At 65.8% G+C, this 14,813-nt stretch carries 13 protein-coding genes; 8 read left to right on the plus strand and 5 right to left on the minus strand.

Annotated features, from left to right (window positions below):
- Positions 1 to 28: 28 nt before the first annotated feature.
- Genes ccoP through ccoN form a run of 4 tightly spaced genes read right to left on the minus strand, consistent with a single transcriptional unit; the run spans position 29 to position 3,450 of the window.
- Positions 29 to 901, minus strand: a complete 873-nt coding sequence (gene ccoP / locus DEA8626_RS19270) for a cytochrome-c oxidase, cbb3-type subunit III (RefSeq protein ID WP_108854876.1) — start codon at positions 899 to 901, stop codon at positions 29 to 31.
- On the minus strand, positions 898 to 1,095 hold the full coding sequence (locus DEA8626_RS19275) for a cbb3-type cytochrome oxidase subunit 3 (RefSeq protein WP_108854877.1): 198 nt from the start codon (positions 1,093 to 1,095) through the stop codon (positions 898 to 900). The genes ccoP and DEA8626_RS19275 overlap by 4 nt, the downstream gene beginning before the upstream one ends.
- 12 nt (positions 1,096 to 1,107) lie before the next feature.
- Positions 1,108 to 1,833, minus strand: a complete 726-nt coding sequence (ccoO, locus tag DEA8626_RS19280; RefSeq protein WP_108854878.1) for a cytochrome-c oxidase, cbb3-type subunit II — start codon at positions 1,831 to 1,833, stop codon at positions 1,108 to 1,110.
- 15 nt (positions 1,834 to 1,848) lie between these two features.
- On the minus strand, positions 1,849 to 3,450 hold the full coding sequence (gene ccoN, locus DEA8626_RS19285) for a cytochrome-c oxidase, cbb3-type subunit I (protein ID WP_108854879.1): 1,602 nt from the start codon (positions 3,448 to 3,450) through the stop codon (positions 1,849 to 1,851).
- A 235-nt stretch (positions 3,451 to 3,685) separates the two neighbouring features.
- On the opposite strand from ccoN, the gene DEA8626_RS19290 reads away from it, so the two are divergent.
- The 3 genes from DEA8626_RS19290 to DEA8626_RS19300 all read left to right on the plus strand — a co-directional run bounded on the left by DEA8626_RS19290 (position 3,686) and on the right by DEA8626_RS19300 (position 6,825).
- A complete protein-coding gene (locus tag DEA8626_RS19290; protein WP_108854880.1) occupies positions 3,686 to 4,525 on the plus strand; it encodes a universal stress protein in 840 nt (279 codons plus the stop codon).
- A gap of 79 nt (positions 4,526 to 4,604) precedes the next feature.
- Positions 4,605 to 6,029: an FAD-binding oxidoreductase gene (locus tag DEA8626_RS19295; protein ID WP_108854881.1), complete on the plus strand. Its 1,425-nt coding sequence runs from the start codon at positions 4,605 to 4,607 to the stop codon at positions 6,027 to 6,029.
- Between the two features lie 70 nt (positions 6,030 to 6,099).
- Complete coding sequence (locus DEA8626_RS19300; RefSeq protein WP_108854882.1) at positions 6,100 to 6,825, plus strand: sterol desaturase family protein; 726 nt, start codon at positions 6,100 to 6,102, stop codon at positions 6,823 to 6,825.
- A gap of 71 nt (positions 6,826 to 6,896) precedes the next feature.
- On the opposite strand, the gene hemC is transcribed toward DEA8626_RS19300, so the two are convergent.
- Positions 6,897 to 7,829, minus strand: coding sequence for a hydroxymethylbilane synthase (gene hemC / locus DEA8626_RS19305; RefSeq protein ID WP_108854917.1), 933 nt, complete (start codon positions 7,827 to 7,829; stop codon positions 6,897 to 6,899).
- 111 nt (positions 7,830 to 7,940) lie between these two features.
- On the opposite strand from hemC, the gene hemE reads away from it, so the two are divergent.
- From hemE to DEA8626_RS19330, 5 genes are all read left to right on the plus strand, one after another.
- Complete coding sequence (gene hemE / locus DEA8626_RS19310; RefSeq protein ID WP_108854883.1) at positions 7,941 to 8,966, plus strand: uroporphyrinogen decarboxylase; 1,026 nt, start codon at positions 7,941 to 7,943, stop codon at positions 8,964 to 8,966.
- A 110-nt stretch (positions 8,967 to 9,076) separates the two neighbouring features.
- Positions 9,077 to 11,116 carry an NADH:flavin oxidoreductase gene (locus tag DEA8626_RS19315; RefSeq protein WP_108854884.1) on the plus strand — a complete coding sequence of 680 codons (2,040 nt, stop codon included), beginning with the start codon at positions 9,077 to 9,079 and terminating at the stop codon, positions 11,114 to 11,116.
- A 114-nt stretch (positions 11,117 to 11,230) separates the two neighbouring features.
- The gene (locus DEA8626_RS19320; protein WP_108854885.1) at positions 11,231 to 12,094 is read left to right on the plus strand and encodes an FAD binding domain-containing protein; all 864 of its coding nucleotides are present in this window, start codon (positions 11,231 to 11,233) and stop codon (positions 12,092 to 12,094) included.
- Positions 12,091 to 12,567: a (2Fe-2S)-binding protein gene (locus DEA8626_RS19325; RefSeq protein WP_108854886.1), complete on the plus strand. Its 477-nt coding sequence runs from the start codon at positions 12,091 to 12,093 to the stop codon at positions 12,565 to 12,567. The genes DEA8626_RS19320 and DEA8626_RS19325 overlap by 4 nt, the downstream gene beginning before the upstream one ends.
- 1 nt (position 12,568) lies before the next feature.
- Complete coding sequence (locus tag DEA8626_RS19330) at positions 12,569 to 14,812, plus strand: xanthine dehydrogenase family protein molybdopterin-binding subunit (RefSeq protein WP_108854887.1); 2,244 nt, start codon at positions 12,569 to 12,571, stop codon at positions 14,810 to 14,812.
- Position 14,813: the final 1 nt, after the last annotated feature.

The following is a 14,813-nucleotide window of genomic DNA, read 5'->3' on the forward strand; positions in this document are numbered from 1 at the left end:
GGGGCGGGTAGCCGTCCCCCGAATTCCGTTATTCGCCGCCGCCGCGGCTATGAACCCAGAACGCGACAGCCCGGATTTCGGCTTCGCTCAGCCGGCCGGTCCAGGCGGGCATGACGCCGAAGCGGGCGTTTGCTACCGACTCGGTCAACGCTGCAGCATCGCCACCATAGAGCCATATCGCATCGGTCAGATTTGGCGCGCCCTGCGCTCGATCACCTGTGCCGTCTTCTGCGTGGCAGGCCGCGCAATTGTCCGCAAAGACCGTGGCGCCTTCCTCGGCAAGGGCGGCGTCGTGGTCCTGCCCCGATACCTGCAGCACGTATTGAACGACCTGATCGATCTGCTCTGGCTCCAGCAATTCATCGACGCCGAATCGAGGCATCTCGGAATAGAGCGCATCGGGATCTTCGGTGTTGCGTATGCCGTGGCTGATTGTCGCGTGGAGATCCTCGATCGCCCCGCCCCAGAGCCAGTCGTTATCGAGAAGGTTCGGATAGCCCATCGCCCCGGCCGCACCCGAACCATGGCACTGCGCGCACCAGGTGCGGAAGATTGCTCCCCCGGCATTTTGGGTGAAGTTCACAAGTTCAGGGTCGTCCGAGATTGCGGCCAGGTCGGTCGACACCAGCCTAGCCTCGATCGGCGCGTTCGCGTCCTCGAAGCGCCGAATCTCGGCGGTCACGTCCTCCCGGGTATTCTGGTTGAGAAGGCCCTGGGTGGCTGAGTTCACAAGCGGCCATGCCGGATAGGCTATCGTGTAGAGCACGCCCCAGATGATCGTCGCATAGAAGGTCCATAGCCACCAGCGCGGCAGGGGATTGTTGTATTCCTCAATCCCGTCCCACACGTGACCCGTCGTGTCCGGCTCGGTCGGTTCCGTCTTGATCGGTTTCCTGCTCATTTCGAAGTCTCCTGCGCCTCGGCGCCGGCGGGCGCGGGTCTGTCCTCGTGACGGAAGGGGATGTTCGCGATGTCACGGTGCACGGCTTTCGATCCGGGCCGAAAGGCCCAGACGACGATGGCGATAAAGAACGCAAACAGCGCCAGAAGCGCCCAGCTGTCGGCGAATTCCCTCAGGATCGAGTAGAGGTCCATTGTCGTCTCTCCTCAGCGGTCCGGGTCGGGCTGGAAGGTCGAGAAATCGACCATCGTGCCGAGGACCTGGAGATACGCGATCAACGCATCCATCTCGGTGATCCCCGCCTGACCGTCGAAATTCGACACGACCGCCCCGGGATAACGCTCGATCAGGCCGTCGGTATCGGCGTCCGGGTCGGCCTGCGCGGCGAAGTCGGCCTTTGCGAGTTCGATCATCTCGGACGTGTAAGGAACGCCGACCAGCGCGTCAGTCGACAACCTCTCCTCGATATATGTCGGCTCGATCAGCCGGTTGGCGAGGAAACCGTACTTCGGCATCACCGATTCCGGCACAACCGATTGCGGATCGATCAGGTGGTCGACATGCCATTCGTCCGAGTATCGTCCGCCGACGCGGGCCAGATCCGGCCCCGTCCGCTTCGAACCCCACTGGAACGGGTGGTCGTACATCGACTCTGCCGCCAGCGAGTAATGGCCATAACGCTCCACCTCGTCGCGCATCGGACGGATCATCTGGCTATGGCAGACATAGCAGCCCTCGCGGACGTAAATGTCGCGCCCGGTCAGTTCCAGCGGCGTGTAGGGCCGCACCCCCTCGACCTTCTCGATCGTGTTCTCGAGGTAGAAGAGAGGTGCGATTTCCACGATGCCGCCAACGGTGACGACCAGAAAGGACCCGATTAGAAGTGCGGTTGCATTGGTTTCGAGGAACTTGTGCTTGTCGAGGATACCCATCTGCACGACCCTCCCTTATTCGGCCGGGACCGGCGTCGAAACGGCGGCCGTGGCCGGCTGTTTCGAAACGGTTGCCCAGAGGTTGTAGACCATGATGATCGCGCCGATCAGATAGAGGACCCCGCCCAGGCCGCGCACCACATACATCGGGAACTTGGCAGAAACGGTGTCGGCGAAGGCATTCACAAGGAAGCCCTGCGCGTCGACTTCGCGCCACATCAGGCCCTCCATGATCCCGGTGACCCACATCGACGCCGCGTAGAGTACGATACCGATGGTGGCGAGCCAGAAGTGCCACGAGACGAGCGCCAGCGAGTAGAGCCGTTCACGCTTCCACAGCCGCGGCACCAGGAAATAGAGCGCTCCGAAGGTGATCATGCCGTTCCAGCCCAGGGCACCGGAATGAACGTGACCGATGGTCCAGTCCGTGTAGTGCGACAGCGAGTTCACGGCCTTGATCGACATCATCGGACCTTCGAAGGTCGACATGCCGTAAAAGCCGATCGAGACCACCATCATCCGGATGATCGGGTCGGTGCGCAGCTTGTCCCACGCGCCGGAGAGCGTCATCAGGCCGTTGATCATGCCGCCCCACGACGGCATCCACAGGATGATGGAGAACACCATGCCCAAGGTCGAAGCCCAGTCGGGCAGCGCGGTGTAGTGCAGGTGGTGCGGACCGGCCCAGATGTAAAGGAAGATCAGCGCCCAGAAGTGGATGATCGAGAGCTTGTAGGAATAGACCGGCCGTTCGGCCTGTTTCGGCACGAAGTAGTACATCATGCCGAGAAAGCCCGCGGTCAAAAAGAAGCCCACGGCGTTGTGGCCGTACCACCATTGCGTCATCGCGTCCTGCACGCCCGCGAACACCTGGACCGACTTGGAACCGAATATCGAGACCGGGATCGACAGGTTATTCACGATGTGCAGCATCGCGACGGTCACGATGAAGGACAGAAGGAACCAGTTCGCCACGTAGATGTGGGGTTCCCTCCGCCTCATGATCGTGCCGAGGAACACCGCGAGATAGGCGACCCAGACCACGGTCAGCCACCAGTCCACGTACCATTCCGGCTCGGCATATTCCTTCGACTGTGTCGCCCCGAGGATGTAGCCGGTTGCCGCCAGAACGATGACGAGCTGGAAGCCCCAGAACACGAACCAGGCGAGGTTGCCGCCCCAGAGCCGGGCGGCCGAGGTGCGCTGGACTATGTAGAAGGTCGACATGATCAGCGCGTTGCCGCCGAATGCGAAGATCACCGCCGAGGTATGCAGCGGCCGGAGCTTGCCGAAGTTAAGGTAGCCATGCGTGAGATCCGAGAAGTTCAGCGCCGGGAACGCAAGCTGGAATGCGATCGTGACACCGACGAGGAAGCCCACGACCCCCCAGAGCGCGGTCGCGATCACTCCCGCGCGCACGACGCCGTCATTGTATTCGTGAACCGGCTCCAGCCTCGTCTCGCCGACCCGGCGCAACACCCAAAGAAAGGTGATCGCGGCGGCGAACATCACCGTCATCGCATTCACCATGTAAGCCAGGTCGCGCGCGTAGTTGGCCGCGATCGCGGCCAGAACCGCGACAAGGCCAAGCACGGCGAGCTTTACGTAATCCCACATGTCTGCGTTCCCTCGTCATGCCTCGCCGTCCGATTCGGGCAGGGCCCGCGGACGGTCTTCGACTGATCGGGTAATGGACGGGGCCCCATCACACCGCCTTGATCTGGGTCAAATGGGCGCCGCGACGCGGCAACGCGCGTCACGGCGTCCGTAAATGTTGATCCGTGTCAAAGCGGGCGGCAGGCGTATACTTAGAGTGCCTTGGACACAGCCCGGTACAGCGAGGAGACGGAGCATGGCCTACAAGTCGATTCTCACGATCGTCACCGACGCCGAAGCGGCACTGCCCCAGATTGATGCGGCCGTGGCGCTGACGCGACGCGAAGACGCGCATCTGGATGTGCTATGCATCGGAATCGACCGGACCCAAACGGGATATTACTATGCGGGCGCGACGGCGATCCTGACGCAGGAAGCCTACAACCAGGCCAAGGAGGAAGCGGCCGAGGCTAAAGAGAAGGTCCGCGCGCGCCTGAATTCGGAGGACATACGCTGGGGAGTCGACACCGCCGTGGCCCAGATCGGCGCGCTCGGCGGACCGGTGTCGATGCTCGCGCGCTACAGCGATCTTGTCGTGCTCGCGAAGCCTTACGGCGAAAAAGGCGGCCCCGCCGCCGAAGCCATCGTCGAGGCCTGCCTATTCGAGGGCCGGGCGCCGGTGCTCATCCTGCCGGACAAGTTCGACGCATCGCGGTTCGGAACCCGCATTGCGCTTGCCTGGAACCAAAGTGACGAGGCGCTCATGGCGACGCGCGCGGCGATGCCGCTTCTGAAGGCAGCGAAGGCCGTGAACATAACGATCATCGACCCGCCGACCCATGGGGCGGAGCGGTCAGACCCCGGCGGGCTTCTGTCGCAGCTCCTGTCGCGGCACGGCGTTCATGCCGAAGTGTCGGTGCTGGCGCGGACGCTGCCTCGCACCTCCGACGTACTAGCGCGACATGCGCGCGACATCGACGCAGATCTCGTGGTGATGGGGGCCTATGGCCATTCCCGCTTCCGCGAGGCGATCCTTGGCGGCACGACGCGCAATACGCTTGAACAAGCGGAACTGCCGGTGCTGATGGCCCATTGAACGGCGGCGCGCGGCGCGATCCCTCTGGTCAACCCGACCGGCCTCGCGGAGAGTGGGCGAAATCCGACCGGAGCGCCCGATGCAGATTCTCGACCGCCTCGCCAAGACCCTCGGGCCCACCCATGTCCTGACCGGCGCCGATATCGCCTCCTATAGGCGCGACTGGACCGGCGCCTATGAGGCCGAGCCGTTGGCTGTGCTCCGGCCCGGCGGCCGCGACGAGGTCGCCGCGATCTTGCGGCTCGCATCCGAGGCGCGCGTCGCCGTGGTACCCGCCGGCGGGCGCACCGGCCTCACGGGCGCCACGCTTGCCGATGGCGCGCTGATGCTCTCGCTCGAACGGATGAACTGCATCCGGACGATCCGGCCTGAGGCGCGGATTGCCATCGTCGAGGCAGGGGTTGTATTGTCCTCGCTCCACGACGCCGCCGCCGAGCGCGGGCTCTACTTCCCACTCTGGTTCGGCGCCCGCGGATCGGCGATGATCGGCGGGGTGCTCTCGACCAATGCCGGCGGCTCGAACGTGTTGCGCTACGGATCGACCCGCGACTTGTGCCTCGGGCTCGAGGTAGTTCTGGCCGACGGGCGGCTGATGAATCTCATGTCTGAGCTTCGCAAGGACAATTCCGGTTACGACCTGAAGAACCTCTTCATCGGAGCCGAGGGGACCTTGGGCGTGATCACCGCCGCCGTGATGCGCCTCGTTCCCCTGCCCGGTGCGCACGCAACCGCGATGCTGGCCGCCCGTTCGCTCGACGCCGCCCTCGCGGTCCTGAACCGGCTGCAGGAGGCGACCGGCGGCCTAGTTGAAGCGTTCGAATTCATGCCGCGCACCTATCTTGAGCATCTCCGCGCCCGGCGCCCCGATCTCGGCCTGCCGTTCGAAGACGTCCATGACGTGACGATCCTCGTCGAGCTCGGCGCGACCGCGCCCCGCGACTTGATGCCCGGGCCGGACGGCGCCGTGCCGCTGACCGCCCTGCTCGAGGAAACGCTCGGCGCCACGATGGAGGAGGGTCTCATCCTCGACGCCACGCTCGCCCGGTCAGAAGCACAGCGCCGTGCCATCTGGGCCCGGCGCGAAGCGGCGGCGGAGATCACGCTTGGGCACGGGCACACGGTCGAGAGCGACATCGCGCTGCCGCTCGACCGCGTCGGCGCCTTTCTCGGCCGCGCGCTTGCGGCTGTCGCGCGGCTCGATCGCGGGGCAGAGACGAACACAGTCGGCCATCTCGGCGACGGTAACCTGCACTTCACGATCTTTCCCAGCCGGACGGATTCCACGCTCGACGAGGCATTGACCGAAGCGGTCGAGGATATCGTTGCCGATCTCGGCGGATCGTTCTCTGCCGAGCATGGGATCGGCCTGGCGAAACTGTCGTCGATGCGGCGGCGCAAGGACCCGGTCGCGCTTGACATGATGCGGGCGGTGAAGGCGGCCTTCGATCCGCTGAACATCCTCAATCCCGGCAAGACCGTTCCCGACGCTACGTTCCGGCGGTGAAACACCGCGCCTGGCTTGACCCGCGGCGGGATTCGCCCAACGCTCGGGTCGCTTCGAGGGAAAGGACCGTATGGAACGTCTGCGCCTCATGTTTTCCCATCACACGATTCTGGGCACAGCCGCCGGGATCGTCCTCGGCGTCGTCATCGTCACCACGGCCGGCCTGCCCTGGCTGTGGGCGCTCGTTCTGCTCGGCATCCCGGCGCAGATGTTAAACGAATACAACCTGCACCGGTTCATATTCCACCTGCCGCCGCCAGAACGGCAATGGCAATTCGACCTGCTCTACCGGGCGCATTACGGGCATCACGATTTCCCGGCCAACCCCGCGCTGTTCTTCGCACCCGACTTCGTGGTCTTCCCGGTACTCGCGACCAATTTCACCGCCGTCTGGGCAATTTTCGCGCTTTTCGGTGCGGATTGGGCTCTGGCCGGCGCATCGGCGATCGTCCTGATCGGGGGCGGGGCGACGTTCTTGGCCTACGAGTGGTTCCACACGACCGCCCATCTCGCGGTGAATAAGACCGCCGTCGAGCGCCATGTCACGATACTGCACAACCAGCACCACTTCCGCGACTTCTCCAGGTGGTTCCACGTCACCGCGGGAGGCGAAATCATTGACCGCGCGATGGGCACCGCCATCGACCGCGAGGCGTTGAAGTCGCAAGGCCGGACCGAGTTCATCCGGACGCTCGGCATGCGCCCCGGCGATCCTCGCCTCGTGGCCGCGCGCCGCCGCTTCGCCAACCGCTACGGGCTGACCGAAGACGAAATCGTCCGCGCCGCGCGCGCCTGATATCCCATCTTCTGTCCGAAAACACTCCAAGGGAGGCGCCGCGAACGCGGCGGCGGGTCAGAGCCTCCTTCTCAGCGCCAGTCGAAGAAGCCCGCCGGTGCCCGTGACAGGAGCTCATCCGCAAGATCGCGGCCAGCCTCTGCGCCGTCGGCAACGCCCACGCGCCGTGCGCCGCGGATCACCTCGGACCCGTCGGGGCGCAGGATCTCGCCCCTCAGCCACAGCAGGCCGCCGTCGTGCATGGCGAGACCTGCGATCGGCGTCTCGCACGACCCGTCGAGCGCGCGGAGAAACGCGCGCTCGGCCGCCAGGCGCTCGCCCGTCGCGTTGTCGTGAATTGCCGTCAGCAACGCCTCTGCCCGTGCGTCGGCTGCGCGACGCTCGATCCCGATGGCGCCCTGCGCGACGGCGGGCAGCATCTCTTCTGGCTCGATCGCGCCACGCGCCACGCTCGCCATGCCGAGCCGGTTGAGACCCGCCATGGCGAGAAAAGTCGCCGCCGCGATACCGTCCTCAAGTTTTCTTAGCCGCGTCTGCACGTTGCCCCGGAACTCGACAAGCTTCAGATCTGGCCTCCGGTTGGCAAGCTGCGCCCGCCGCCGAAGCGACGAGGACCCGACGACCGCGCCTTCCGGCAGATCGGCCAGGCGTTCGATCCCGGGCGAAACGAAGGCGTCACGCACATCCTCGCGCGGCAGGTAGCAGTCGAGAAGCAGCCCCTCCGGCTGCGCGACCGGCATGTCCTTCATCGAGTGGACCGCGATGTCGATGGCGCCCGCCAGAAGCGCCTCCTCGATTTCTTTCGTGAAGAGCCCCTTGCCGCCGATCTCCTTCAAGGGGCGGTCCTGCACCTGATCACCCGTCGTCTTGATGATGACGATCTCGCAGGCATCCTCGGTGATCCCATGCGCCGCCATGAGCCGCGTGCGCGTCTCGAACGCTTGCGCAAGCGCGAGCGGCGAGCCGCGCGTGCCGATTTTCAGGGGCGATTTGGCCGTTGGCATGTTCATGGCTCCGGCATATCCGCGACATGACGTCCGCGCAATGGCCCGACCCGCTCCTCCAGCTTGACATCGCGTCGCGGCAAAGGATCAAAGGGGGCGAAGGAGAGCCCGATGACCAAGACGATCCTCAGTGCCCTCGCCGGCGAGACGTTGCCCGTGCCGCCGATCTGGATGATGCGTCAGGCGGGCCGCTACCTGCCGGAATACCGCGAAACAAGGGCCAAGGCGGGGGATTTCCTGTCGCTCTGCTACACGCCCGAGCTTGCGGCCGAGGTGACATTGCAGCCGATCCGCCGCTACGGGTTCGATGCGGCGATCCTGTTTGCCGATATTCTTCTTATACCACAGGCGCTTGGAACCGATTTGTGGTTCGAAACCGGTGAGGGGCCGCGATTGTCCACGATCACGGGACCGGACGACCTCAGCCGCCTGAAGCCGCGCGAGGCGATTCACGACACGCTTTCCCCAGTCTACGAGACGGTGCGTATCCTCGCACGGGAACTGCCGAAGGACGTGACTCTGATCGGTTTTGCGGGGGCGCCGTGGACGGTCGCGACCTACATGATTGCCGGGCGCGGCACGCCCGATCAGGCACCCGCCCACGCGCTAAAGGACGGCGACCGGGCGACCTTCATGGTGCTCATCGACCTGCTGACAGAGGCGACGATCGACTACCTGTCGGCTCAGGTCGAGGCCGGAGCCGAGGTCGTGAAACTGTTCGACAGCTGGGCCGGGTCGCTGAACGGGCGTGATTTCGACGACTTCGCCGTCACCCCCGCCGCCCGGATCGTCGCGGCGCTGAAGGCGCGCCATCCCGGCCTGCCCGTCATCGCCTTCCCGCGCGAAGCGGGGGAGCGCTATGTCGGTTTCGCAAAGTCGACAGGGGCAGATTGCGTGGCCATCGACAACTCGGTGGCGGCGGAATGGGCGGCCGAACACGTGCAGACCGATGTCTGCGTGCAAGGCAACCTCGACCCCGCGCTCCTCGTCACCGGAGGCGACCGGCTGGTCTCGGAAACCCGTCGCATCGTGCAGGCCTTCTCGAAAGGACCGCACATCTTCAATCTTGGCCACGGGATCACGCCCGACGCCGATCCTGACAACGTGCACCGGATGATCGAGGCGGTGCGCGGCTGAGGCGCGCCCTGCGCCCGTGTCGGTACGGCGGTGCGAGAATGTCGTAAATGGTCCAGCCCGCGGGGCGCGCCGCGTCCTAGAACGGGGCGACACGCATCTTCGGAGGAACCATGACCTCGAACGATCCGCTCCTTCAGCCCTACCAGCTCAAGCACTTGACGCTGAAAAACCGGATCATGACAACGGCGCATGAACCGGCCTATCCGGAGGACGGGCTGCCCAAGGAGCGCTACCGCGCCTACCACGCCGAACGCGCGAAGGGCGGCGTCGCGATGACCATGACGGCGGGCTCGGCCATCGTCTCGCGCGACAGCCCGCCTGCCTTCAACAACATCCTAGCCTGGAAGGACGAGGTCGTGCCGTGGATGGCCAAGCTCGTGGACGAGTGCCACGGGCACGGCTGCGCAGTGATGATCCAGCTCACCCATCTCGGCTGGCGGACCACCTGGAACCGGGGCGACTGGCTGCCTTCGATCGCCCCCTCGGGAATGCGTGAGCCTGCCCACCGCGCCTTTCCGAAGGTTATGGAGGACTGGGACATCGCCCGCGTGATCCGCGACTATGCCGACGCAGCGGAAAGGATGAAGGCGGCGGGCCTCGACGGGATCGAGCTCGAATGCTACGGCCACCTGATCGACGCCTTCTGGTCGCCGCGCCAGAACGCGCTGGAGGCGCCTTGGAACGGCGACCTGCCCGCACGTATGAAATTCAGCTTCGACGTGCTTCAGGCGATCCGCGAGCGCGTGGGCGCGGATTTTCTCGTCGGCGTGCGCTACACGGCAGACGACCTCGCGCCCCACGGGATCACGGCAGAAGACGGGATCGAGATCGGCAAGCGGCTCCGTGACAGCGGGCTTGTCGACTTTCTCAACATCATCCGGGGTAGGGTCGAGACGGATGCGGCGCTGACCGATGTGATCCCCGTGCAGGGCATGAAATCGGCGCCGCATCTCGACTTCGCGGGCCGCATCCGCGGCGAGGTCGGCCTGCCCACCTTCCACGCCGCGCGCATCCCCGACGTGGCCACCGCGCGTCATGCGGTCGCCTCGGGCAAGCTCGACATGGTCGGCATGACGCGGGCGCATATCGCCGAGCCGCATATCGTCAGGAAGATCATGGAGGGACGCGAGGACGATATCCGGCCCTGCGTCGGCGCGACCTATTGCCTCGACCGGATCTATCAGGGCGGCGAGGCGCTCTGCATCCACAACGCCGCGACGGGGCGGGAGCTTTTAATGCCGCAGGTGATCACGCCCGCGACTGAACGAAAGCGCATCGTGATCGTCGGTGCCGGCCCCGGCGGGCTTGAAGCCGCCCGCGTCGCGGCCGAGCGCGGCCACCGCGTGACCGTCTTCGAGGCTGCACCGGAGGCGGGCGGCCAGGTCAGGTTGACCGCCCAAAGCCCACGACGGCGCGAAATGATCGGCATCATTGACTGGCGCATGGCGCAGTGCGCCGCCCGCGACGTCGAGTTCCGCTTCAACACTTGGGCCGAGGCCGAGGACGTGACCGCCGAGACCCCCGACGTGGTCATCGTCGCCACGGGCGGCCTACCCAATACCGAGGTGCTCGAAAAGGGCAACGAGCTCGTCGTCTCGGCCTGGGACATCATCTCGGGAGACGCCAAGCCGGGATCGAACGTCTTGATCTATGACGATGCGGGCGACCACCCCGGTCTGCAGGCGGCCGAGATCGCCGCGAATGCCGGCGCGAAGGTCGAGATCATGACCCGCGACCGTACCTTCGCGCCCGAGGTCATGGGCATGAACCTCGTCCCCTACATGCGCTCGCTGCAGGAAAAGGACGTCACATTCACCGTGACCTGGTGTCTCAAGGGGGTGGAGAAGGACGGCAACCAGATCAGGGCCACGATCGGGTCGGACTACCTGCCGATCGTGAGGACCCGGCACTACGATCAGGTCGTCGTCAACCACGGAACGCTGCCGCTTGATGAACTCTACTTCGCGCTGAGGCCCATGTCGGTGAACCTTGGCGAAGTCGACTACGACGCGCTCATCGAGGGCCGGCGGCAGACCGTGAAGGGCGGGCCGGAAGGCGCATTCCGGCTCTACCGCATCGGCGATGCCGTTTCCGCGCGCAATACCCATGCGGCAATTTACGACGCGCTGCGGCTTGTGAAGGATATCTGAGCGGTCGGCTCTTCACCTTTTCGGCTGGTCAGGTATTGTGACGCTCTGGCGCCGAACCGCTTTCGCCCGGCCGGTGCCGATTTCAGAATGACGGTCGGGAGGACGAAGCCGAATATGCGATACCTAGCCGCGAACACCGCCAAGGAGGCCGCCGAAGCGCTCGCCGCCGAAGCGGGCACCGCCCGCGTGCTGGCGGGAGGAACGGATGTGCTCGTCCAGCTCAAGTCCGGCATGGTCGAACCCGACCTCATCGTCGACATCAAGCGCATTCCGGGCATGCGGGACATCACCACTGAAGACGGCGGCTACCGCATCGGCGCGGCGGTGTCGGGCGCCGAGCTTGGCGAACATGAGGGGGTCTGCGAGATGTGGCCCGGCGTGGCCGAGGGATTCCAACTCATCGGCTCGACCCAGGTGCAGGGCCGCGCGACCATGACGGGCAATCTCTGCAACGGTTCGCCCGCCGCAGATGCCGTCCCACCGCTCGTCGCCGCCAGCGCCACCGCCCGGATCGTCGGACCGAAAGGCGAGCGCGACTGCCCGATCGCCGACATCCCGTCCGGCCCCGGCAAGACGACCCTGAAGAAGGGCGAGATCGTCACCTCGATCTTCCTACCCGCGCGGCCCGACCGCGCCTCCGACGCCTATCTCCGCTTCATTCCGCGCACCGAGATGGACATCGCCGTCGCTTCCGCCGGCGTCTCGCTGGAACTGAACCCGGACGGCACCGTCAAGACCGCCCGCATCGCCCTCGGCGCCGTCGCGCCGACCGTGATCCTCGCCGAAGACGCGGCCAAGCTTCTCGTCGGCACCAAGCTCGACGACGCGACGCTCGCGAAAATGGCCAAGGCCTGCGAATCCGTCTGCAGGCCCATCGACGACAAGCGCGGCACCGTCGAGTATCGCACCAAGACAGCGGGCACGCTGGCGAAGCGCGCCGCCCTGATCGCCTATGCCCGCGCCGGAGGTTCGAAATGAAGGCCATTCCCGTCTCCACCACGATCAACGGCGATCCGCACGAATTCCTCTGCACGGCGGACGAGACGCTGCTCGACGCGCTGAGGAACCGGCTTGGCCTCACCGGCGCCAAGGAAGGCTGCGGCACCGGCGATTGCGGCGCCTGCTCGGTCATGCTGAACGGCCGGCTCGTCTGTTCCTGCCTCGTCCTCGGCGCGGAAGCCGAGGGCGCCGAGATCGCCACGATCGAGGGCATGGCCGACGGCGACGACCTGCATCCCCTGCAGCGCCACTTCATCGACCATGCGGCACTGCAATGCGGGATCTGCACGCCCGGCATTCTCGTCGCCGCAAAGGCGCTTCTGGAAAAGAACCCCGAACCGTCGGACGAGGAACTGCGCTATTGGCTCGCCGGCAACCTCTGCCGCTGCACGGGCTACGACAAGATCATTCGCGCCGTTCAGTCGGCCGCGGCCGAGATGAGGGGGGCCTGACATGTCGCTCGACGAATATGTGAAGCGTGAGTTCAAACAGGTCGGAACGCGGGTCCGCCGCCCCGACGGCGTGGACAAGGTCACCGGCCGGGCGATGTACGGCGCGGACGCGACCGCGCCGGGCATGTTGATGGGCCGCATCCTCAGAAGCCCCCATGCCCATGCGCGGATCAAGAGCATCGACGCCTCGAAGGCGCTCGCGCTGAAGGGCGTCAAGGCGATCGTCACCGCCGAGGATTTCGGCGTGCCCGAGGACGACTTCACCCTCGACGTGCAGGACAACTGCATTGCGCGTGGCAAAGCGCTCTATGACGGTCATGCCGTGGCCGCCGTCGCCGCGACGGATGCGGCGACCGCCCGGGCCGCGCTGAAGCTGATTAAGGTCGAGTACGAGGTCCTGCCCCACGTCACCGACGTGGACGCGGCGATGAAGCCGGGCGCGCCGGTCGTGCAGGAAGGCCGCGTGCAGGAAAACGTGCCGAAGGGCTTCTCGGAAAACGTCACAGCGCATTTCGAGTTCGGCCACGGCGATCTCGAAGCCGGCTTCGCCAAGGCCGACAAGATCGTCGAGCGCAGCTTCAAGACCGCCGCGACGCATCAAGGCTATATCGAACCGCATGCCTGCCTCGCCTCCGTCACCTCCGACGGAAAGGCCGACCTCTGGTGCTGCACGCAGGGCCAGTACATGGTCCGCACGCTCTGCGCCGACATCATGGGCATGGAGGCGAGTCAGCTGCGCGTCACCGCCTCCGAGATCGGCGGCGGGTTCGGCGGCAAGACGACCGTGTTCATCGAACCGGTCGCGCTGATGCTGTCGAAGAAGGCCGGCCGCCCGGTCAAGCTCGTGATGACCCGCGACGAGGTCTTCCGCGCGACCGGACCGACGGTGTCGTCGTCCTCCGACGTCAAGATCGGCATGACCACGGACGGCCGGATCACCGCGGGCCAGGCGACGCTCCGCTACCAGGGCGGCGCCTTTCCCTGCGCGACGACCGAATTCGGCTGTTCCGCGGCCTTCGCGGCCTACGACCTCGAAGCGGTCCGCACCTATGGCTGGTCGGTCCTCACGAACCGCCCGAAAGAGGCCGCCTACCGCGCGCCCGGTGCACCGATGGCGGTTTACGCGGTGGAAAGCGTCGTGGACGAACTCTGCCAGGAGCTGGGCCTCGACCTGCTCGACGTCCGGCTGAAGAACGCCGCGCGGAAAGGGACGAAGTCTTCCTACGGCCCGACCTTCCCCGATATCGGGCTTGTGGCCACCCTCGAGGCCGCGAAGGCACATCCGCATTACCAGGCGCCGCTCGGCCCCAACCAAGGGCGCGGTCTGTCCTGCGGGTTCTGGTTCAACTTCGGTGGCAATACCTGCGTATCCTTGAACGTGAACACCGACGGCACGGTCGGAATCACCGAGGGCAATCCCGATATCGGCGGCAGCCGCGCCTCGATCAGCCTGATGGCGGCGGAAGAGCTCGGCATCCCCTACGACCGCATCCGCACCATCGTCGCCGACACCTCGTCGCTCGGCTACAACGACGTGACCGACGGCAGCCGGGTGACCTTCGCGGTCGGATTGGCCACGATCAAGGCCGCCCGTGACGCGATCCAGAAGATGTGTACCCGCGCGGCGAAGATCTGGGGCATCGACCCCGAGGCGGTCGAATGGAAGGACGGCGCGGCAGTGCCTGCCGGCCCGAACGCCGGGAAGTTCCCGCCGATGGCGCTGGCCGAGATCGCCGCCGTATCGGCCGAAACCGGCGGCCCTATTGCCGGCCACTACGAGGTCAATGCCGACGGCGCGGGCGTCTCGTTCGGCGTCCATCTCTGCGACGTCGAGGTGGACAAGGAAACCGGCGCGACGAAGGTCTTGCGCTACACCGTCTTCCAGGACGCAGGCAAGGCCGTCCATCCCGACTATGTCGAAGGCCAGATGCAGGGCGGATCCGCGCAGGGCATCGGCTGGGCGCTGAACGAGGAGTACATCTACGGCGAGGACGGGCGGCTTCAGAACCCCGGCTTCCTCGACTACCGCGTTCCCGTCGCTTCGGACCTGCCGCCGATCGAGACGGTGATCCTCGAGATTCCCAATCCGGGCCATCCCTACGGCGTGCGCGGCGTTGGAGAGACCTCCATCGTCCCGCCGCTCGCTGCACTCTCGAACGCGGTCTCGCACGCGACGGGCGTCCGGATGACCGAACTGCCGATGTCGCCTCCGCGTGTTCTGAAGGCGATCAGCGGGGCGGGTTGAG

Origin of the sequence: Defluviimonas aquaemixtae (assembly GCF_900302475.1) — a bacterium.
Lineage (GTDB): Bacteria > Pseudomonadota > Alphaproteobacteria > Rhodobacterales > Rhodobacteraceae > Albidovulum > Albidovulum aquaemixtae.